Below are 19499 nucleotides of genomic sequence, written 5' to 3'. Positions count from 1 at the left end.
TCTATTATTGCCGAGTACTGAGTACTAATTATTTGCGCTGTGTGGCTGAGATTTGCAGCAAGGCATTCTCCACCAGCCGCAGGCCGATGTTCCAGTGACTGCGGGCTGCATCTTCATCTTCACCGTAGCCGGAAAGATAAAAGGTGATGCCGAAGCCCTCCTGTCTTGTCTCGGGCTCAGTGCTGAAATAACAACGGCGAATAATGAGTTCCACGGCTGATGAAATTTCGGGGACACGTTGCAACAGATTGCAGGCACTGCGCACCAGCTCTTCATGCTGCTCAAAAGAGTACCGTGGTTCAGGCTGGGTAAAGATCAGGTCTATATAGGAGGCGCATTTGCACTCCACTCCGTAAATCAATTCTTCTTCGGTCAACTCGCGGGTGGTCCATACGTCGCACTTGGAACTTTCAAAAATGCTGGCTTGCGAATTAATGGATGCGAGAAAGTGCCCCAGCTCTTCGTTCTCGAAGGCCTCCTGAATATTCAGCAGAAGTTCGGGCTGGCGCCGGACGTCGTAATAACGCAGAGCACCATCGGGCGAAGCCCAGGGCAGCTCCAGGCTGTCATCTTCTGCGCCCAACTCAACCGAGAAATCAGCGTGCATAAATGTATGAAAACACAAATGGATAAAAATGTGGTGTTTTGTTGTGCCGGGATGCTCAAATGCCCGCTTCAGTCCAAAAGCTGGTCAGACGGTTCCGCATGGTCCCATTGTGGTATCAAAGTCTTAACTTCTGAGAAAGTGCTGGTTATCATTTGTCCCTGGAAGTCTGCCCCGGCGAGCCGTGGGTGTACCCAGCATTCCAGAATGCGGAGGCGTTAGCCTCTATGGATCTTTGAAAATTGATTGTGCTGAGTTCTTGAAATTGGAAACTCGAAACTTCTCTAAAGTTTACCGCGAAGTAAACATAATCCTTGTTCCAAACCCATTTTGTTGGGCTAATGTCCATTCCTGGTGCCATTGATGATGAAGGACTTAAGCACCTACACCCAAGCATGCAAGGGGTTGGGTCCACACACAATTGGCAAGGCCCGAACGGTTTATCTTCATTGTGCCCAATTGGGGTCGAAGATAACCTACAGATTACCCCCAAGCGTGCAAGGGGAGCCCCCGATCCGCGAAATCCGCGCCGATCCGCTGTGGGCTTTTCTGAGTACTGACTACTGAGTACCGAGTACTGCCTTTACGAACTCAATAATTTTGCGCTCGGCCCAGTAGCCATCGTATCCGTTGGGCTCAGCCAGGAAGGCGCAATGACCGCCATGCTCAGTTTCAATGAACTGAATGTGCGGATTGGCGGTTATTTTGGCGCGGCTCTCCGGAAGAATGCGGATAAAAGGATCGTCTTGGGCGTATACGATAAGAGTAGGCACCTGGATGCGGTCAATCACGCGCGCCGCGGCTGCGCGATGATAATAATCATCCGCACCGGTAAAGCCGGAATGCGGCGCGGTAATGAACTCATCGAACTCGCGGACGCTGCGCATGCGTTTTAATCCCGTGGTCGTATAGCGCTCGGGAAACAATTCTGCTTTACGGCGGAAGCGGCGCATCAAGCCCAAAAGAAATTTCTGCTCGTAGATCCAGTTGGCGGGCTTGTGCAGCGCGTCGGCAGAGGGGGCCAGGTCAAACGCGGGCGAAATGGCGCACACGGCACGGAGTTGCTGCGGGGCCTTCGCGCCCCAATCTCCTGCACACTTCAACACAAGATTGCCGCCCATGGAGTAACCCGCGAGCACGATGCCAGTCAATTTATCTTCTTCGATAAGCGTATTGGCCACGGCAGCAACGTCGGCAGAGAGCCCGGAGTGGTACAGCGTAGGCGTCAGTTTTTCCGTGCCGCCGCAGTTGCGCATGTTCATGCGCACCACATTCATGCCCGCGGCAAACGCCTTGTTCGCCGTGCCGATCACATATTGCGAGTTGCTGGAGCCTTCGAGTCCGTGAAGAACGATGAGCGTTGCTGGCTGGCCCCGGTCCTGTTGCCAGTGGCAGTGGCAGAGGACTTGCACCCCGGGTTCGACGGCAAACAACCGCTCTTCCGGAGCGGCCAGCAGATTCTTACGGGGAAGAAAATTGCCAGCCAGGGTCATGCGATGTCCGCCGGCAAGCCAGCGGCGCGGGCGGAAATCGCCGCCGTCGCGGAGTGGCTCCTGGGCATTCTCGACAACGACTTCAGTTGGGAGATTCTCGAAAGACATCTATAATGAATGTTAACGGTGAAGCTGCAATCAGGGCAATATTTTCTCTGTCGTGGCTCGTTTGAAAGTTTTAAATCTAAGGATAAAAAGCCGTGCCTATCTACGAATATATTTGCCAGCAATGTTCAAAAGAGTTTGAAGCCCTGGTGCAGGGTTCACGAAAGCCTTCATGCCCTGCCTGCAAGAGCACACGTCTCAAGCAACAGCTTTCGGTGTTTGCCGTTGCTACTAGCGCGTCCAAAAGTCCCGGCCGCGCTGCGGCTGGCCCTTGCGGCTCGTGCGGCGACCCGCGTGGACCGGGCGCATGCTCGCTGGATTCGTAAAAGCAACGCTTGTGCGGCAAACAACGCGTGTCGCACTGAGTCCGCGCACGGTGTCTGTGCACCTTGTATCGTGTACAATAAAATTCTGCCTACGGTGGGTATAGTTCAGCGGTAGAACACCGGACTGTGGCTCCGGCTGTCGTGGGTTCAAATCCCACTACCCACCCCAATTCTTCAAAACACAACGAGTTTCACAGGGATCCTTCTCCTGCTTTCGCGGATCAGGCTTTGGGCTGGCGGCTCACTTCACAGGGGAGGCCGTGCAGTGCCGGCAGGAACAAATGAATGCTGGATCGTTGTCTCTAACCTCATGCTTGCATTTGGGACAAACATACGTCCCCGGTTCAGTTTCCCGCATTTCTCCTGCGCGGGTAAGAGCAGTACATTCTGGGCAGTGCATAGTCTTAGACAAATTTATTTTACCAACATGTTCTTTCTACACAGAAGTTACCTTCGTAATCAACCGGGTAATCTTCGGCTTCCACTCCCACAAATAAATCTAGCACGGTTACCCCATCACGGGGCAAGCGCTTTCAGCTTTGCCGCAACGCCGGCAGCTTCCCTGGAGTTAGGTGCCAGCTCAAGATATTTTTCGTAGGCTTGTTTCGCCTCGCTTTTGCGTTCAAGCTTCACATAAGCGTCTCCCAGGTTTATGTAGGCAACCACGCGGGTCGGGGCCAGGCGAATGGTTTTCTGGAACCATGTGAGTGAATCCTCATACTTCTGTAGCTTGTACAAAATAAACCCGACATTGTTTGCCGCTTCTGCGTTTTGCGGATCGAGGGCGGCAGCCTGGTCGAACTTGGCGAAGGCTTCGTCATACTTCTTTTCTTTGTAGAGGCGTAGGCCCTCATCATTGAAGCCCAGCGCTGTTTCCGTGGCTGAGGGAGCCTGGCTTCTCGTCTGGCCTTTCTGTTGAAGCTGGGCCTGGGCTGTAGCAAGCTGCTGTTGCAGTTTCTCATTTTGTGAGCGAAGTTTCTCAACCTCAGAGTTGAGACGAATTGCGTCATCGCCCAACTGGGCCGAATCTGCATTCAGAAATTCGGAGTCGTGGTTGAGATCAAAGATAAAATCACCGCCTTCGCTGCCCGGCATATTGCCGAAAGCAGGGGTCTGGTGCGACAGCGCTGAGACGGCGGGCGCAACGTAGGCGGCCAGCTCGGTTGCGGTGATAACGCCATCGCCGTTGAGATCGCCGCGTCCATCGAGCGCTTGCAGCAGGGTCCAGGTAAACACGGAGTGCCCATTGGGACCGTTGTCGGCCACCTGCTCATCGGCGCCGCCCGCGGTAAACATCTCTCGGGCCTCACGGCGTGCGATTTCCTGGAGATAATTGGAGGAGTTCGAAATCGTGCCTCCGCGCGTCAAAGCCAGCCCGCTGTAACAGGAATCCATGACGAACAGCAGGTGCTTGGCAGGGATGGCCTCGGCGATATCCTGAAAGTTAGTCATGGAGATGGCCTGCCCCTGATAGTTCTCGAGGTCAGCATCAACCGGAATGATGTAGCCCAGATCGCGTCCTGAGGGAAGCTTGCGCGTGGCGCCATGACCGGCGTAGAAGACAAACACCCGGTCTTCGCGCTTGACCATGTCTTGATTAGCCAGCTTGTCACCCAGCAGCGAGAGAATGTTCTGGCGGGTGGCATCTCCGTCCAGCAGCAAAAATACATTTTGCGGTTTGAACTTATACTTCTGGACCAACAAATCGCGCACGCCCTGGGCATCATTGGCAGCGTAACGCAACTTGGGCCACTTCTGGTAGTTGTCTATGCCGATGATGGCGGCCCAACTCTCACGATAAGACGGTTCGGAGGGCTTGGGCAGCGCAATCGTCTGGATGCCGCGCGAGTCACTGACTGAAAATCCGGTCCCATTCCACGAGGCAAAGCGATAGCCCGCTTTCTGCAGGGTTTCGATCAGTGACGGCAGGGCCTCTACGGCTGGGCGGTGGATATCGTGAAACAGAATGATGCCCCGGCCCTCGTGATCCACCTGCTGCAAAACCCGCTGCGCTACCGAATTGGGAACAGGATCGGCCCAATCCATGGAATCAATGTTCCAGATCATGGATTTCAGCTTGTCTGACTGCACCTCCTGCAAGATGCCCTGGTTACGGGCCCCGTAAGGCGGACGAAACAGAACCGGATCATCCTTCAAGATGTACTTGAGCAGCTTGTTGGTAGTCTCAATCTCATAGGAATATTTCGCCCGACTTAACTTAGGCAGCAAGGCGTGCGTATAGCTGTGATTCCCGATAGAGGAACCAGCTTCAAGGATGTGATAGCTCTCGTCTGCTGTCTTGGTAAGCGTGATAGTGCCATCGTCCGCGACTGTTCCCAAGTTACGCCCGACTTCAAAAAATACCGCCTGCAGATTGTATTTTTTCAGGATCTCCAGGATCTGCGCTGTATAACGAGGATGCGGCCCATCATCGAAAGTCAGTAGCAGCGTCTTTGGCGGCAACTCAGTGCCAAAGAGTTCATCACGATTTTTCTTCGAGTGAGTCCGGCCGCCGCCGCGAGTTTCATCCTCAGGAAGGTCGGCTTCATGTTCTTTCAGGATTTCCTCGCGCTGATACTTTTGCCTGATGAAAGCCAGGTATTTCTCCCAGGCCTCGCGCCGCACAGGCATGCCGCGAGCCTGGAATTGGTCGAAGACCTTGGCTAATTCTTTTTGATACAGTGCCTGGATCTGGTCGAGGGCAGCCTGGTCTTCGGCAATGCGCTTCTTGAGAGGTTGCGAATTTTTGTCTTGCGGCAGATTAGCAGTAAGGTCATCCAACAGGTCGCGGAATATCAGCTTGTCAGCATCGTGATAATCCGGATTACTTTCCAGCCGGTCAAGGAAAACCCCGAGCTTGGTTGGGTCGCTGGATAAGGTTACACTCAAGGCCGAAAGCCGTTCTTCATTCTGCTGGAACAACATCTTGCCCAGCATGGAAACTCGCTCGCGCGTGATGTCATCGAGCGAAGAGCTATCAGAGGTCAGAATGATGATTTTTCTAAAACCAGCAACAATGTCATCGGCTTGCTGGGCTAGGTCAGGTTGATCCGCAGGCGAAAGCGCATAGAGAGGACACAGCAGAAAAACTATCGCTGAAAAAATGGTCAGAAGCTTCTTGCACATGGTTTGCCCGCCGAAGCAATCATTTGTAACTGAATGCCTAGAGAATAGCAGCATGTAGGTCAAGCCGAGCTTTTTTTAGTACCTTGTGCCATTGATTCGACGGGAGCGACGGATGTCGCCCAGGATTCTATCCTTCCTGATTCACCATCTGGATCAGGGCCTGGATGTAACCGAAACAATAGGCAAAGGCTTGCCTGCCGCCCGTATCGCCGTCAATTTTCGGCACGTGGTCAGGCATCAACATGCCGTCATAGCCAACTTCTTTATAAGTCCGGATAGCGCGGATAAAATTTACATCGCCGTTATCGGGAAGGGTTTCTTGAAAATTCAGGAAGCCTCCCTTAATGTTGCGGAAGTGCACGTTGAAAATCTTTCCGCGCGAGCCGAAGTAACGGATCGCATCGTGAATTTCTTCATTGGGATTTTTCAGGCTTTCGCAAATTGTGCCCTGGCAGAAATTCAGTCCGTGATAAGGGCTTGGGCTCAGTGCAATAAACTTTTTAAGTCCGTCCACGGTGCTGAGGACGCGATGCACCCCGCGGAAGCCCTGCGGCTCAGGCATAGCCGGGTCTTGCGGATGGCAGGCCACTCGTACTTTGTTCTCCTCCGCCACCGGTACTACCCGCTGCAGAAAATAAGCGATGCGCTCCCAGGATTGCTCCGCGCTCACCACTCCAGCTTCCGTCAGCTTGTCGCGGTCGGCCGTCTGCTCGTAGTTGAAGGTTGCATAGGTCGCGCCGCCTCTGCCTGGTGTGGGTTCGGTCCGCACCACCCCGAGCATTGAGAGGTTATAGGTCAACATGGGGAATCCCGCCTTGGCGGCGCTGCGAATTTTCTCGCAGATAGCGTCAATCTCGCGGTCGCGCTCGGGGCCCTTGCCCATCATCACGTTCGGAATTTCTGATCTGGTGATGTAAGTGGGATGGAGCAGGCGGAGCGCCTCCACATTCAATCCAAACGATTCGATGTGCTCGCGCTTGCGTGATAACCCGTCTACGGACCAGTCATCGTCTTTTTTTTGCTGCGCAGCAGAGCTTTGTGATTGTGAGGGCGGCTCGGCGCAGATGTGGTTCACGCCGAAGGCGGCCATTGCTTTGAGAATGTCGTCGCTGTCGCCATGTTGCGTTCCCAGCTTGAGGTTGGCTTTTTTGCGGTTGGATTTCGGCAGGCTGGTTTTGCTAGCTGTGTCCTTCGACGGCGATTGCTCCTGCGCCTCCGCTACTTGCGTAGCCGCCGCTGCCAATGCGCCTGCCGCGGCAGTGTGTAAAAAATCTCTGCGATTCATCGCAATAGTTTCCAGCTTCTGGTTTCAACTTTCAAGTTCATAAATGTGCTTGCCGGTTGATCACGTTTGTCTCACGTCGAGCCGGAACGCTTCGTCGACAAATTCGACCTTAACGTGCTCCAAAGAAGGTACGAGCGCATCCGCCAGTTTCAATTCATCCGGCGAACAGGTAGTCGTAAGACCGATGACCCGCATGCCGGCGGCTTTGCCCGCGCGAATGCCGGCGACTGTATCTTCAAAGACCAGGCAATCGGCGGGCTGAAAGCCCAGCAGAGCGGCGCCCTTGAGATATGGTTCCGGAGATGGCTTGCCGTGAATAACGTCCTCGGCGGTGACGGAGTGTGGCGGCCAGATGAATCCGGCGTATTCCAGCCGTGATTTGGCCAGAGGACGCGTGCCGGAGGTGACGACTGCAAACCGGTCAACCGGCAGACGGCGCAGAAGCTCCAACGCGCCGGGGATGGGTGTGATCCCATCCTTATCGGTAATCTCCATGTTCTCAACTCGGCGGTTCTCTTGTTCTGCGTCCAGGTGGGGAGCAAATTCGCGGATGGTCTCAATGCTGCGGCGGCCGTGGGCGTGAGCAACCACGAGTTCGGGATTCAGGTTGTGTTCGAGTGCCCACCTCTTCCAGATCCGTGCTACAGAAGGAGTGGAATCCACAAGAACACCATCGAGGTCGAAGAGGAAAGCTTTGCAGATGAAAGTCACTATTCAGGATATCATCCAGCAAACGCCGAACGATCCGAAGACCACACCCGGCACTGATGAACGCTCCAGCAAAATTATGAAGGAAGTACTTCCGCCTTCTCTCGGCTGTGGGCTCGCACTGGATGCATAGCCGAACTCTCCGCAGCCATTCTGGCTAAGACGTGCCGATTATTTTGGATTTGATAATGACGCAAGTGGTCGAGCAGACATGCCCTGAGCATTTCTTTGCCGTGCGTCTCCAGACCCTGACTTTCGAGGCGAAGGCTCGCAATCCGTTTTCTGATCGTTCTGTCTCCACGAGAGCCGGGCACTTCGGCGCCGTGAAAGCCATAGAGTTCAGTCGCGGCGATCTTCTCGATGGTCCCCCGGTTGGCTTCTTCAAAACACCGCATCGCCAGGGCTTTGCTTCTCTTCTGTGGGTCCCAGCGCAGCAGACCCAAACGCTTCTCTCTCCCTCTTCGCAAAGTCTCATTGATTTCCGCTTGTCGCGCTTGCGACGGAATAAACGCAGCCGGCTCTGGCAGCTTTGAAGGCGTCTCAAAGACTGCAGCCATGGTGCGCAAAGGGGCGCTCCGCAGCCACTTGGTCACGTAAAACGCTGTTAGAAGATGCGCCACAATCCCTTCCACGGCCAGGACAGGATTGCTTCCCAGCAGATCGCCCCCGGAACGGTTTTTTCTTTGGCCACGATAGTTGTCAATTCCCAATTTGACTAAGTCGAGAAATCGTCCGCACAGGCGCGGACCAAACAGATACGAGTCTGCGCCGCTCAGGATGCTCAAGTGCTTGATCTCGTCGCGCACGATGTTCCGGACCAGGATGTGTAGGTCGCTGGCCGCGTGCGCTGCCATCACGATGTAGCTGGAGCTCGCGTTCCATTCCGTGGTCTGCCGGTTGATGATATGGCGCATGGCGGCCGCTTCATCGGTGGTCACTACCATGGGCTGATTGGGATTCTCCCTGTTGGGCGATGCATTCATCAGGCGTTCGATCATGCGGGCAAAGGCATTGCTATGCCGCCGCTCTTCGGCGCACCACGTGGCTTCACACCAGGGCATGCCATGCTCGGCGGCATACTTGGCCTGCTCCTCATTCTTTCCCATGAACCGGCCCAGCGTGGGCAGAAGAAAGCGGAAGCCCTCTCCGTTTTGCTGGCTGTATTCCATGATGGGGTCCTCGTTTTCCATGGCGACGTTCATCATGAACGCCATTTCCCAGACCGCCAGACCGCCGATCACATGCTGCGGCCCGATGGCGCTAAGCTGCGCTTTTTGCCAGATCCGCGCCCGGTAGTGCGGGTCCCAGGGTTCATGGTCGAAGACCTCCTGGTGAAAGCCCCAAAAAGCCCAGAGGTTCTCATCGAGGACCGCAGTTGTAAAATCCTCCCGGATGATCTTGTAGATAGCGAGCAGCGTCTTGGGCAGATACAGAGCCTGGCGCAGCACCGATATCCGGCGCGCAGACTTGGCCGGAAGCGCGGGCCGGTATTTCTGCGTTGGGGTCAACGGCCGGCTGGCCGCACCCGCGACGGTGACTCTCGGGTCCTCGGTGAAGTTCTCTTCGGTTGCCAAATTCTGCATGAAAGCCTCATGCCGCTAGTAGCAGCTCGCGCGACAAGCGAAGCAATAAAGACGCCGCTGTCCCACGATTCATGCCACGTTAGCGGAGCGGCTACAGAGGCTCAAGCGGCAAAGCACGGCACAGTGCGACATTGCATAACAAAAAGTCTCTGTCCCTTGCGCCGACGTGAGACAATTGTCCGTTCATTGGAGCCGCTCGCGCGATGAAACATTTTCTTTTTGAGTTTTTTCTTCTATTTTTTCTTGCCATCACTCTAAGAGCGCAAGACGCTTCTTCCGCTCAAGCACCGCCGCAGAAGTCGCTGTCAGACTTACTCGTGCAGGGACTGCAGGCTTACCGCACTGGAAAGTTCGATGCTGCCATTGAGAGTTATCAGACTGCGCTGCAACACGATCCGAAGTCGGGGGAAGCCTACGCCGGTCTGGCGCGGGCATACCTTAAGCAGGAGAAAGTGGAAGCGGCCTATGACACCGCCAGTAAGGGAGTGGCTGAGGTCCCTGAGTCGTTGGCTGCACATACGGCCCTAGGAGAAGTCTATTTCCGGCAGGCCAAGATGGGGGAGAGTGAAAAAGAATTTCTTAGAACAGTAAACACAACCCATCCCGAGGCACGCGCCTATTTGGGCCTGGCACGCTTATACGATGCCCTTTCTTTTCATGCGCGCGCAAAAACCATGCTGGAAAAGGCCCATGCTCTTGACCCGGATGATCCCGACATCCAGGGGCGGTGGCTGAGAACCGTGAGCCGTTCGGAGCGAATCAAATTGCTTCAGGATTACCTTGCAAAACCGGGCAACGACGACACCGACACTCGCAAAAGGATGCAACGCTCTCTTTCATCGCTGCAAGAGCAGGAAAAAGTGCCGCAACAATCGTGCAAACTGGTGAGCGAACTCACGGCGACCCAAACCGACCTGAAAGTCATGATGACTGATCCTAAGCATCTTCATGGTTACGGCTTGGAGGTAAAGGTAAACGGCCAGTCCGGAAGATTGCTTCTTGATACCGGCGCGTCAGGACTGCTCATCAATAAAAAGATGGCTGAAAGGGCCGGCATCAAGCCGCTGACGACAACGAAAATCGGAGGCATCGGAGATAGCGCGGAAACGGAAGGTTACGTCGGATATGCCGATTCCATTAAGGTCGGTACCCTCGAGTTCCAGAATTGTCTGATTGAGGTTTCCGAGAAACGCTCGGTCCTCGATGACGATGGCCTGATCGGCGCTGATGTTTTCAGAGACTATCTTGTTGTCCTTGACTTTCCCAACCAGAAGTTAAAGCTCGAGGAGTTGCCGAAGCGTCCTGATGAAAAAGAGGGAACCGCGAGCCTGAGTACAAACTCGGACAATGAAGAAGATTCTGCCGCCACTCCGGAGCCGCATGATCCCTATGTGGCTCCCGAGATGCAGTCGTACACCAAAATCTGGCGCTTCGGGCATTTCCTGTTGATTCCAACCACGGTAGCAGACCTAGCGCCAAAAAAAATGTTCCTTATTGACACGGGCTTCCCTACGAGTCAGATTTCTCTGGAGGCGGCGCGCGAAGTCAAGAGACTCTACGAGTCCAACGCGCGGATTCGAGGTTTGAGCGGATCTGTCAAACACGTCTACACCACGAGTGACATCGCGCTCGAATTTGGCAACCTTCGTAAAGAAAATGACGCCATCACGGCCTTCGACCTTTCCAAGACAAGCAGGTATCCGGGCACCGAGGTGTCGGGCATCCTGGGGATTACGGCGTTGGGGTTCACGGCAATGAAAATTGATTATCGCGACGGTCTTGTTTACTTCGACTATGACAAGAGCCATTGGCGCGGAATACCTCTGACCGACTTTTCCAAAGGTTCAAAGCCATAGTAACCTCGAGCTTTGAAGTGGATCTGTTACGGGCCATCCCTTCTGATTGCCCGTTGGTCCGAAGCGCACATGGCCAAACCATCTGTAACCAGCAATTCATCAGAATTTCATCGCGCTGTAACAATTTTCTAACACTCAAAAAGTAAAACTTAGCGGAAAGAATTGAGCGACCCTCGCAGTGTGTTTGTACCTCGCTCGAGAAAGAAACCGGTCCTGGACCTTACCAGACGCTCAATCTTTACATTCATTACTGGTTTCAATCGAAACCAAACCATATCTCAACCCCAGAGGAGAAAGATCGAATGACCAAAATGATAAAACTCAAGACCGTTCTACTTACCGGAATTTTTCTGCTGGCAGCAGCCACCACCCCGCGGCTCTACGCCGGTGACCACGACGGCGGGCGGGACGACGATCACGGAATCCGCCACGTTCTGCTGATCAGCGTTGATGGAATGCACGCGCTGGACTTCGCCAATTGCGCCAAGGGTATCAGTGGTGTGAACGGCGGCAAGCCCTATTGCCCGCATCTCGCGCAGCTCTCGCAAAATGGCGTGAGCTACATTCAGGCTTCCAGTTCCAAACCCTCGGATTCCTTTCCTGGTCTGCTGGCGCAGTTGACCGGAGGCTCGCCGCGCTCCACCGGGGTTTTTTACGACGTAAGCTATGACCGTAGCTTGTCGCCCCCGGTCAAGGACACAGCCAACGGCATCCCCGGAGGCGCTTGCCCGGGCCAGATCGGCACGCCGGTGGGCTTCGACGAGTCTGATGATTTTGATTTGAGCAAGCTCGATGGCGCGGGTGGAATCAATCCTGACTTCCTGCCGCGTGACCCGAGCAAAGGCTGTGCGCCGGTCTTCCCTCACCAGTTTCTGCGTGTGAACACTATCTTCGAGGTAGTAAAAGCGGCTGGTGGATACACCGCGTGGACCGACAAGCATCCCGCATATGAGCTGGTCAAAGGACCAAGCGGCAACGGCCTGAACGACTTCTACGGGCCGGAGATCAACTCCATTCCCGTACCTCTGCCGCAGATAGCGGGTTGCAGCCCGCTGCCCGACCAGGCCGCAGCGACCCCGGGTGACGACTGGACCACGAGCTTCCAGAACATTCAGTGCTATGACACTCTCCACGTGCGCGCCACTCTCAACCAGATTGATGGCAAGACGCACGATGGCAGCGCTGCAGCCCCTGTACCCAACGTTTTCGGATTTAACTTTCAAGCTGTAAGCGTCGGACAAAAGCTGGTTGAAAAAGTGATAGGCCAAACCGGTGGTTACAAAGATGCGTTGGGCAGACCGAGCGACGGATTGCTGAGCGAGATCGAATTTGTTGACAAGTCAATCGGGCAACTGGTTGCTGAGCTGAAGAAGCAGGACCTCCTGGAGTCAACTTTGATTATCGTCAGCGCAAAGCATGGGCAGTCGGCGATTGATCCACATCGAGTGCTGCGCATTCCGGCGGATAATCCCGCGGACTCGTCGCCGGCCACGATCCTTGGCCCGCTGGTCGCACAATCCATCGAAGACGACGAGTCGCTGATCTGGCTCGCCGACCAGAGCCAGACGGAGAGCGCCGTGGCTACGCTTGAAGCCAACGCCGACAAGGCTGGCATCGGCGAGATCCTCTCCGGGCCTTACATTAATCTGTTCTTCAACCCAGCCGATAAAGACCCGCGCACGCCCGATATCATCGTCACTCCTCACGTCGGCGTGGTTTACACCGGCAAGAAGAAAAAGGTTGCCGAGCACGGCGGCTTCAATCAGGATGATACCCATGTCCTGCTGCTGGTAGCGAATCCTGGGCTTTCTCCGGTAACGGTGAGCAGCCCGGTCGAGACCTCGCAGATTGCCCCGACGATCCTGAAAGCTCTCGGACTCGACCCGCGCGAGCTGCAAGCCGTTCGCAAAGAAGGCACGCAAACTCTGCCTGGATTGCATCTGCCCGCAGGCGATTTGCACTGAACGACTTATTGAGTCGCAGCAAGAAGTTTTAAGGGAAATGAGAATGGGCGTCCTAAAAATTGGGCGCCTATTTTTTTCTTATGACACCCTCAAAGTTGTAATCTAGACACGAATAGGGGACATATGGAGATCCCGGCGGTAGTCATTATTGATCCTAAATACCCGCACAACGTGGGCGCGGCCATTCGTGCGTGCGCGTGCTTCGAGGTCAAGTCGCTGGTATGGACGGGAGAGAGAGTCAATCCTGCCAAGTACTCGCGCCTGCCGCGCGAAGAGCGCATGAAGGGTTACAAACACGTTGATTTCCGCAATGATGAGCGGCCGTTTGAGTTGCTTCCCAAAGACTGCGTTCCGGTGTGTGTTGAAGTATTTGAGAACTCAGAGCCGCTGACAACCTTTGAGCATCCGGAAAATGCCGTCTACGTTTTTGGCCCGGAGGATGGCAGGGTTCCCCAGGTGATTCGCCGGCTGTGCCACAGGTTCCTGCATATTCCAGCGCACTTTTGCCTGAACCTGAGCGCAGCTATCAACGTGGTGCTGGCACACCGGTTAATGTCGCGTCAGCTTGCGGGCAAAGCGCCTATTCTGCCTTTGCGTGAGATGCTGGTCGAAGTGCGCGGGCGTGTGCCAACGCCGAATATGGATGAAGTTGGGTGGGATGGGAAGTGAAAGCAATACCTGCTCAGTTAGTAATCCCGGTTGAGCTCTTTCTCAATCTTTTTCTGCCATCCTTGGTTCTGTGCCGCTGGCCGTCTCGGGCAGTTTTACACTCAATCCAGAGTGTGGCCCTGGAGGAAGTCCCAATGCCGCATCCGTGTCAGCGCTGTCCCGTAGATATTCAAGGAACTGCTTCGCGGAAAGGCTCCTGCCAATGAGTTCTGCTGATTCCGGGTGCGGATTGATTACTTCCCGGGCGCGATATACAACCAGCGTATCAACTCCTTGTGCCTCTGCGCGGCGGCACAATCCGCGCGCATAAAACCGGCTGAACTCGTCTTCTGCAAGTGTGTCTGCCGCTGTCACCGGCACCTGCGCGACGGCCGTAGCGCCTTTCGGGGTTTTTCTCTCTTCCGTTTTGTTCAGGCGACCGGGAACACGAAGTTCTCCGGCAAGAGTGAGGTTGGTGCCCTTGCGCGCTGCTCGCCGCAACATGTCTGGATAAAGTTGCTTCCCGGCCGCACTCAGACGCGGGCTGTACTGCAACTTGTTTTGGGCGATGTCGTACTCGATTTCTTCCAGCATGAATTGTCGAGTGGCCTCGTCCAGGTTAGCTAGATTCAGCGCCATGCCGGAGATTATAACCTTGAAACTTGCTGGGCTTCGTGGAAAAGGGCAACGCAGTAAAGGGCGAAAACATAAAACCTGTTTCAGCATGCAAATGCGAATCAGCGCACCGCCGGCAGCCAGCTCTTGGCCTTTCGCGAGGCTTCGTAGGCCTCGATCTGAGGTTGGTGGCGCAGGGTGAGTCCGATATCGTCCAGCCCTTCGAGCAGGCAGTAGCGGGTGAAGGCTTCGATTTGGAAACTTGCCTGGAAGCCGGCATCATCTTTTACGGTCATGTCTTCAAGCGAAACTGCGAGGCGATAGCCCTCGCGGGTCTGTGCGCGCTGGGTTATTTCAGCAACTTGTTCCGGTGTCAGCACCACGGCAAGCAGGCCGTTTTTGCCGGCGTTGTTGCGGAAAATATCGGCATAGGTAGAAGCAATGACCACGCGGATGCCGTAGTCGGCGAGCGCCCAGGCGGCATGCTCGCGGGAAGAGCCGCAGCCGAAGTTGCGGCCGGCAATCAAAATGGAGGCGCCTTTATAGCGCGGGCTGTTCAACACAAAATCAGGGCGCGGCTTTTCGGGCGAGAGGTAACGCCAGTCGTAGAAAAGAAAATCGCCGTAGCCGGAGCGCTCGATGCGCTTCAGGAATTGTTTGGGGATAATCTGGTCGGTATCAACGTCGTCGCGGTCGAGCGGGACGGGCAACCCGGTATGTGTGCGAAATGCTTCCATGGTCCTGTTAGTCCTTAAATTCCCAATTACGGATGTCGGTAAAGTGTCCGGTCACGGCCGCGGCCGCGGCCATCATGGGACTGACAAGGTGCGTGCGTCCACCCGCACCCTGGCGGCCTTCAAAGTTGCGGTTGCTGGTGGAGGCACAGCGCTCACCCGAGGCGAGAATGTCGGGGTTCATGCCCAGGCACATGGAGCATCCCGATTCGCGCCACTCAAAACCGGCTGCGCGGAAAATAGAATCGAGCCCCTCGCGCTCGGCGGCTTGCTTCACTACCTGCGAGCCGGGCACAACCATGGCGCGCACATGAGGGTTAATTTTGTATCCGCGCAACACGCGGGCGGCGGCGCGCAGATCTTCAATGCGTCCGTTGGTGCAGGAGCCGATGAAGACGCGGTCCACCGAAATATCTTCAAGGTTGACTCCCGGCTTCAGGCCCATGTATTCCAGGGCACGCTCGGTTGCCTTGCGGTCAGAATCGTTCTTGGCATCCTGCGGGCTGGGAACACGCGAAGTGACGGGCGCGGCCATTCCCGGATTGGTTCCCCAGGTCACGAAAGGCGCGAGCTTGGCTGCATCTATCTCAACCGTGGTATCGAACTTTGCACCCGCATCGGTGGGGAGGCTGCGCCAGTAATCGAGCGCCTCGTTCCACGCCTTGCCTTTCGGAGCGAAGCGGCGGCCTTCAAGATAGGCAAACGTCGTGTCGTCAGGAGCAATCATGCCGGCGCGCGCTCCGCCTTCAATGCTCATGTTGCACAGCGTCAGGCGGCCTTCCATGGTAAGCGAGCGCACGGCTTCGCCTGCGTATTCGATCACGTGTCCAGTCGCGCCGTCGGTCTTGATTTGCGCGATGATTCCCAAGGCAAGGTCTTTTGCGCCAACAGTCTCGGGCAGCGCTCCCTTCACCCGGATTTCCATGGTGTGGGGCTTATGCTGAGGCAAACACTGTGTGGCCAGCACGTGCTCAACTTCCGATGTTCCGATGCCAAAGGCCAGCGCACCGAAGGCCCCGTGGGTGCTGGTGTGGCTGTCGCCGCAGACGATGATCATGCCGGGCTGGGTGAGTCCCATTTCGGGACCTATCACATGCACGATTCCCTGCTCTGCCGAGCCGATATCGAACAATTGAACGTCGAATTCGCTGCAGTTATGGCGCAGAGTCTCAATCTGCTTGGCCGAGATAGGATCTTGAATGCGCAGGCGCTCGTTGGCCGTGGTGGGCACATTGTGATCAATGGTGGCAACCGTCAGGTCAGGGCGGCGGACTTTGCGCTTCGCCGTGCGCAATCCCTCGAAGGCCTGGGGCGAGGTGACCTCGTGGATCAGGTGCAAGTCAATATAGAGCGCCGCGGGCTCGCCCTCAGGATGGACGACGGTGTGCGCGTCCCATACTTTTTCGAACAGTGTTTTCGGTTTCGACATTCAGCTTTTTCTCTCTGCTCTCGCTCTCAAATTAATTCTATGCTCTTTTGCGCCGCCTGCGGCGCACGGTGGGAGACCCGGCCTTTAGGCCGGGGGAAAGTGGTTCAGTGAGCTTTGGGCTTTGGCCCCGGTCATCAATACCCCTGAAAACCAAATTCTCGCCAGTAGCGCTCTTCCTCTAAACTGCGTGATACGAATGCCGGCGATGGATCTTTTCCGCAACCGCGGTCTCGACGCGCTCGCCCATCTCGGTGGTGGAAAGCAGTTGCGTTCCCTTGCCCCGATGCAGATCAGCCGTCCGGTAACCTTGTTCCAGCACCTGGCTGATGGCGGCTTCAACGTCGTCGGCCTCCTGGTTCAATCCCATGCTATGGCGCAGCAGCATGGCTATAGTGGCAATCGCGCCCAAGGGATTAGCAATATTTTTCCCGGCGATGTCGGGAGCGGAGCCGTGGACCGGCTCATAAAGCCCTACTTGGCCTCCAATGGTCGCCGAAGCCAGCATTCCCAGTGAGCCGGTAATCACCGCGGCTTCGTCGGAGAGAATATCTCCAAAGAGGTTCTCGGTCACGATCACATCAAAGCGGCGGGGATTTAACACGAGATGCATGGCAGCGGCATCAACATACATGTGGTCCAGGGTTACATCCGGATACTCGGCGGAGAGGGCAATGACTGTATCGCGCCAGAGCTGGGAAACGTCGAGCACATTCGCCTTATCAATCGAGGTCACTTTCTTTTTCCGGCGACGCGCCTGTTCAAAGGCAACTCTCGCTACACGCTGAATTTCAGGCACCGTATAGCGCATGGTGTTGAAAGCGAACTCGTCTGTCTTTTGGCGCGGTTCGCCAAAATACAGCCCGCCCAGCAATTCGCGGATGATGAGAATGTTTGCTCCCTGCGTCACCTCAGCGCGCAGCGGCGAACCTTCGCTCAAACTGGGATAGGCAATCGCCGGACGCAGATTGGCGTATCCGCCCAGCGCAGTGCGAAGCTGCAACAGACCGGTTTCAGGACGCATGTTGCGCGGCAAGGCATCGAACTCAGGACCGCCCACCGCGCCCAGAAGAACCGCGTCACTCTCGAGGCACGCATCCATGGTGGCACGGGGGAAAGGCGATTGGCTCTGCTTGATGGCAACGCCGCCCACGAGGCACTCGCGAATTTCCAGTTCGTGTCCGCATAAATCGGCGACGGTACGCAAAACTCGCATGGCCTGGGTGGTGACTTCAGGACCGATGCCGTCTCCGGGTAGTACTGTAAGTTTTGTTTTCATGAAAACTAAGCCTTTAGCTTTTGGCTCTTAAGCTTTTAGCTAAAGCCCAGAACCTGTAGTCAATATCCAATGTCAATACTCGATGAGATTTCTACGTCTGTGCAACCTGAGCGTGAGTCGGTTGCGCACGTTGGGGCGCCGGCAGGAAGCTGATCAAATCCTGTTCATAGACGTTCTTCTTGCGGTCTGCCAGAGCAATAAATTGCTGATAGCAGAATTCAAGGTCCTCATCACTGAGTTTGTATCCCAGCTCGGCATAGCGGCTGGCCAATGCGTGGCGGCCGGAGTGCTTTCCCAAAACCATACGCGAACCCGGCGCGCCCACCGATTGCGGAGTCATGATCTCGTAGCACAACGGATTGCTCAGCATGCCGTGCTGGTGAATGCCTGCCTCATGGGCAAAAGCATTGTTGCCCACAATCGCTTTATTAGGTTGCGGATTAACGCCGATGACCTTGGAGACTGCCTGGCTGGCGGGATAAATCTGCTCGCTGACTACGCCAGTTTCATACGGATACAAATCGGGCCGCACGCGCATGGCCATGATGACCTCTTCCATGGCGCAGTTGCCGGCGCGCTCGCCGATTCCGTTGATGCAGGTCTCCACCTGTCGCGCGCCCGCTTTGACCGCAGCCAGGCTGTTGGCCACAGCCATTCCCAGGTCATTGTGGCAGTGCACGGAGAGCGTAATTTTGTCTGCGCCTTTTACGTTGCTCAAAATTGTCTTGATGATGCGCGCAAATTCTTCCGGCATGGTGTAGCCGACCGTATCGGGAATGTTGACGGTCGTGGCCCCGGCAGCAATGGCGATTTCCACCATGGCACAAAGAAATTGCGGATCGGTGCGGGTGGCATCTTCGGGTGAAAACTCGATATCCGGGCAAAGAGAGCGCGCGAATGCCACTGCTTCTTTGGTTTGCTGCAAAGCTTGTTCGCGGGTAATTTTCAGCTTGTGATGGAGATGAATATCAGAGGAGGCCAGGAAGAGGTGGATACGGGGTTTGCTGGCAACCTTGACGGCATCCCAGGCGCATTGAATGTCTTCTTTCTTTGCGCGGGCGAGGGCTGCGACGACAGGGCGGCGGACTTCAGCCGCCACCTTTTGCACCCCCGCAAAATCGCCTTGAGAAGAGATGGGAAACCCGGCTTCGATGACATCCACACCCAGCGCGTCAAGCTGGCGAGCGATCACCAGCTTTTCGTCGAGGTTCATGCTGCATCCCGGAGACTGTTCTCCGTCGCGGAGCGTGGTATCGAAGATTACAATGCGCTCGCGTTGCATTCGTTCCTCCTGCGGTTTCTCCTGGTCCCTCATGCGAATGCTTCATTTTCAAGCACGGGCTATTATAAGACAAGATTATAATTTTTATTTCTCTATTACATATTGTAATACTATTATGCCCTCGAGTTGCCGCAAACAGATGGACTTATAGCTGAAATACAGCTCCTAGTTGCAAGTCGCAAGCTGCAAAATAAAAAAGGCCAGATGACCTGAAAAAGATGCGAATCAGGTCATCTGGGTAGCAGGAGAGAGAGTGAAAATTTATGCCCGTCCAATACCCACGTACTGGAATCCGATGGTGCGCATGCGGGTGGAATCCAGCAGGTTCTTGGTATCAATAATGATGGGCTGGCGCACCAGGCGCTTGATCTTGTCGAAATCGAGCGCGCGGAACTCAGGCCATCCGGTGCTGATGACCAGGGCATCGGCGCCCTGGGCCAGATCGTAAGGGTTCTCGCAGTACTC

At 55.4% G+C, this 19499-nt stretch carries 15 protein-coding genes and 1 tRNA gene; 4 read left to right on the top strand and 12 right to left on the bottom strand.

Annotated features, from left to right (window positions below):
* Positions 1-28: 28 nt before the first annotated feature.
* Together VK738_14760 and VK738_14755 are read right to left on the bottom strand one after the other, a co-directional pair.
* Positions 29-607, bottom strand: a complete 579-nt coding sequence (locus VK738_14760; GenBank protein ID HTD23917.1) for a hypothetical protein — start codon at positions 605-607, stop codon at positions 29-31.
* Positions 608-1164: 557 nt separating this feature from the next.
* Positions 1165-2205 carry an alpha/beta fold hydrolase gene (locus tag VK738_14755; GenBank protein ID HTD23916.1) on the bottom strand — a complete coding sequence of 347 codons (1041 nt, stop codon included), beginning with the start codon at positions 2203-2205 and terminating at the stop codon, positions 1165-1167.
* A gap of 417 nt (positions 2206-2622) precedes the next feature.
* Between VK738_14755 and VK738_14750 the strand changes: the two genes are divergently transcribed.
* Positions 2623-2697: transfer RNA gene (locus tag VK738_14750), tRNA-His, on the top strand.
* A 347-nt stretch (positions 2698-3044) separates the two neighbouring features.
* Here VK738_14750 and VK738_14745 read toward each other — a convergent pair.
* From VK738_14745 to VK738_14730, 4 genes are all read right to left on the bottom strand, one after another.
* Positions 3045-5654: a polysaccharide deacetylase family protein gene (locus tag VK738_14745; GenBank protein HTD23915.1), complete on the bottom strand. Its 2610-nt coding sequence runs from the start codon at positions 5652-5654 to the stop codon at positions 3045-3047.
* A 127-nt stretch (positions 5655-5781) separates the two neighbouring features.
* On the bottom strand, positions 5782-6939 hold the full coding sequence (locus VK738_14740; GenBank protein HTD23914.1) for a mannonate dehydratase: 1158 nt from the start codon (positions 6937-6939) through the stop codon (positions 5782-5784).
* 60 nt (positions 6940-6999) lie between these two features.
* Positions 7000-7650 (bottom strand): HAD family hydrolase, encoded by a 651-nt coding sequence (locus tag VK738_14735; GenBank protein ID HTD23913.1) that lies wholly within the window; start codon positions 7648-7650, stop codon positions 7000-7002.
* A 74-nt stretch (positions 7651-7724) separates the two neighbouring features.
* Positions 7725-9230: a hypothetical protein gene (locus VK738_14730; protein ID HTD23912.1), complete on the bottom strand. Its 1506-nt coding sequence runs from the start codon at positions 9228-9230 to the stop codon at positions 7725-7727.
* A 203-nt stretch (positions 9231-9433) separates the two neighbouring features.
* Here VK738_14730 and VK738_14725 point away from each other — a divergent pair, with 203 nt between their 5' ends.
* The 3 genes from VK738_14725 (at position 9434) to VK738_14715 (ending at position 13719) form a co-directional block, all read left to right on the top strand.
* The gene (locus tag VK738_14725; protein ID HTD23911.1) at positions 9434-11086 is read left to right on the top strand and encodes an aspartyl protease family protein; all 1653 of its coding nucleotides are present in this window, start codon (positions 9434-9436) and stop codon (positions 11084-11086) included.
* A gap of 302 nt (positions 11087-11388) precedes the next feature.
* On the top strand, positions 11389-13050 hold the full coding sequence (locus VK738_14720; protein ID HTD23910.1) for an alkaline phosphatase family protein: 1662 nt from the start codon (positions 11389-11391) through the stop codon (positions 13048-13050).
* A gap of 123 nt (positions 13051-13173) precedes the next feature.
* Entirely contained in the window at positions 13174-13719 is a 546-nt protein-coding gene (locus tag VK738_14715) for a TrmH family RNA methyltransferase (protein ID HTD23909.1), read from the top strand.
* 42 nt (positions 13720-13761) lie between these two features.
* Here the strand turns inward: VK738_14715 and VK738_14710 are convergent, their stop codons facing one another.
* The 6 genes from VK738_14710 to VK738_14685 all read right to left on the bottom strand — a co-directional run.
* Positions 13762-14337 (bottom strand): hypothetical protein, encoded by a 576-nt coding sequence (locus VK738_14710; GenBank protein HTD23908.1) that lies wholly within the window; start codon positions 14335-14337, stop codon positions 13762-13764.
* Positions 14338-14435: 98 nt separating this feature from the next.
* Positions 14436-15050 carry a 3-isopropylmalate dehydratase small subunit gene (leuD, locus tag VK738_14705; protein ID HTD23907.1) on the bottom strand — a complete coding sequence of 205 codons (615 nt, stop codon included), beginning with the start codon at positions 15048-15050 and terminating at the stop codon, positions 14436-14438.
* A 7-nt stretch (positions 15051-15057) separates the two neighbouring features.
* Complete coding sequence (gene leuC, locus VK738_14700) at positions 15058-16476, bottom strand: 3-isopropylmalate dehydratase large subunit (protein ID HTD23906.1); 1419 nt, start codon at positions 16474-16476, stop codon at positions 15058-15060.
* A gap of 178 nt (positions 16477-16654) precedes the next feature.
* Positions 16655-17752 (bottom strand): 3-isopropylmalate dehydrogenase, encoded by a 1098-nt coding sequence (leuB, locus tag VK738_14695; GenBank protein HTD23905.1) that lies wholly within the window; start codon positions 17750-17752, stop codon positions 16655-16657.
* A 91-nt stretch (positions 17753-17843) separates the two neighbouring features.
* Positions 17844-19034 (bottom strand): 2-isopropylmalate synthase, encoded by a 1191-nt coding sequence (locus VK738_14690; protein HTD23904.1) that lies wholly within the window; start codon positions 19032-19034, stop codon positions 17844-17846.
* 261 nt (positions 19035-19295) lie between these two features.
* The coding region (locus VK738_14685) for a UDP binding domain-containing protein (GenBank protein HTD23903.1) at positions 19296-19499 on the bottom strand (204 nt) is incomplete at its 5' end.

The sequence above is a fragment of the Terriglobales bacterium genome, from assembly GCA_035487355.1.
Lineage (GTDB): Bacteria > Acidobacteriota > Terriglobia > Terriglobales > Acidobacteriaceae > QIAW01.
The sequence above is the reverse complement of the archived record's forward strand: the minus strand, read 5'-3'. Positions and strand labels throughout refer to the sequence as shown.

Excerpts from the sequence above, each read along its gene's own strand:
- VK738_14710 (HTD23908.1), bottom strand. The coding sequence starts at position 14,337 with ATGGCGCTGAATCTAGCTAACCTGGACGAGGCCACTCGACAATTCATG.
- leuD (HTD23907.1), bottom strand. The coding sequence starts at position 15,050 with ATGGAAGCATTTCGCACACATACCGGGTTGCCCGTCCCGCTCGACCGC.
- VK738_14720 (HTD23910.1), top strand. The coding sequence starts at position 11,389 with ATGACCAAAATGATAAAACTCAAGACCGTTCTACTTACCGGAATTTTT.
- VK738_14745 (HTD23915.1), bottom strand. The coding sequence starts at position 5,654 with ATGTGCAAGAAGCTTCTGACCATTTTTTCAGCGATAGTTTTTCTGCTG.
- leuB (HTD23905.1), bottom strand. The coding sequence starts at position 17,752 with ATGAAAACAAAACTTACAGTACTACCCGGAGACGGCATCGGTCCTGAA.
- VK738_14760 (HTD23917.1), bottom strand. The coding sequence starts at position 607 with ATGCACGCTGATTTCTCGGTTGAGTTGGGCGCAGAAGATGACAGCCTG.
- leuC (HTD23906.1), bottom strand. The coding sequence starts at position 16,476 with ATGTCGAAACCGAAAACACTGTTCGAAAAAGTATGGGACGCGCACACC.
- VK738_14740 (HTD23914.1), bottom strand. The coding sequence starts at position 6,939 with ATGAATCGCAGAGATTTTTTACACACTGCCGCGGCAGGCGCATTGGCA.
- VK738_14730 (HTD23912.1), bottom strand. The coding sequence starts at position 9,230 with ATGCAGAATTTGGCAACCGAAGAGAACTTCACCGAGGACCCGAGAGTC.
- VK738_14715 (HTD23909.1), top strand. The coding sequence starts at position 13,174 with ATGGAGATCCCGGCGGTAGTCATTATTGATCCTAAATACCCGCACAAC.
- VK738_14690 (HTD23904.1), bottom strand. The coding sequence starts at position 19,034 with ATGCAACGCGAGCGCATTGTAATCTTCGATACCACGCTCCGCGACGGA.
- VK738_14725 (HTD23911.1), top strand. The coding sequence starts at position 9,434 with ATGAAACATTTTCTTTTTGAGTTTTTTCTTCTATTTTTTCTTGCCATC.
- VK738_14755 (HTD23916.1), bottom strand. The coding sequence starts at position 2,205 with ATGTCTTTCGAGAATCTCCCAACTGAAGTCGTTGTCGAGAATGCCCAG.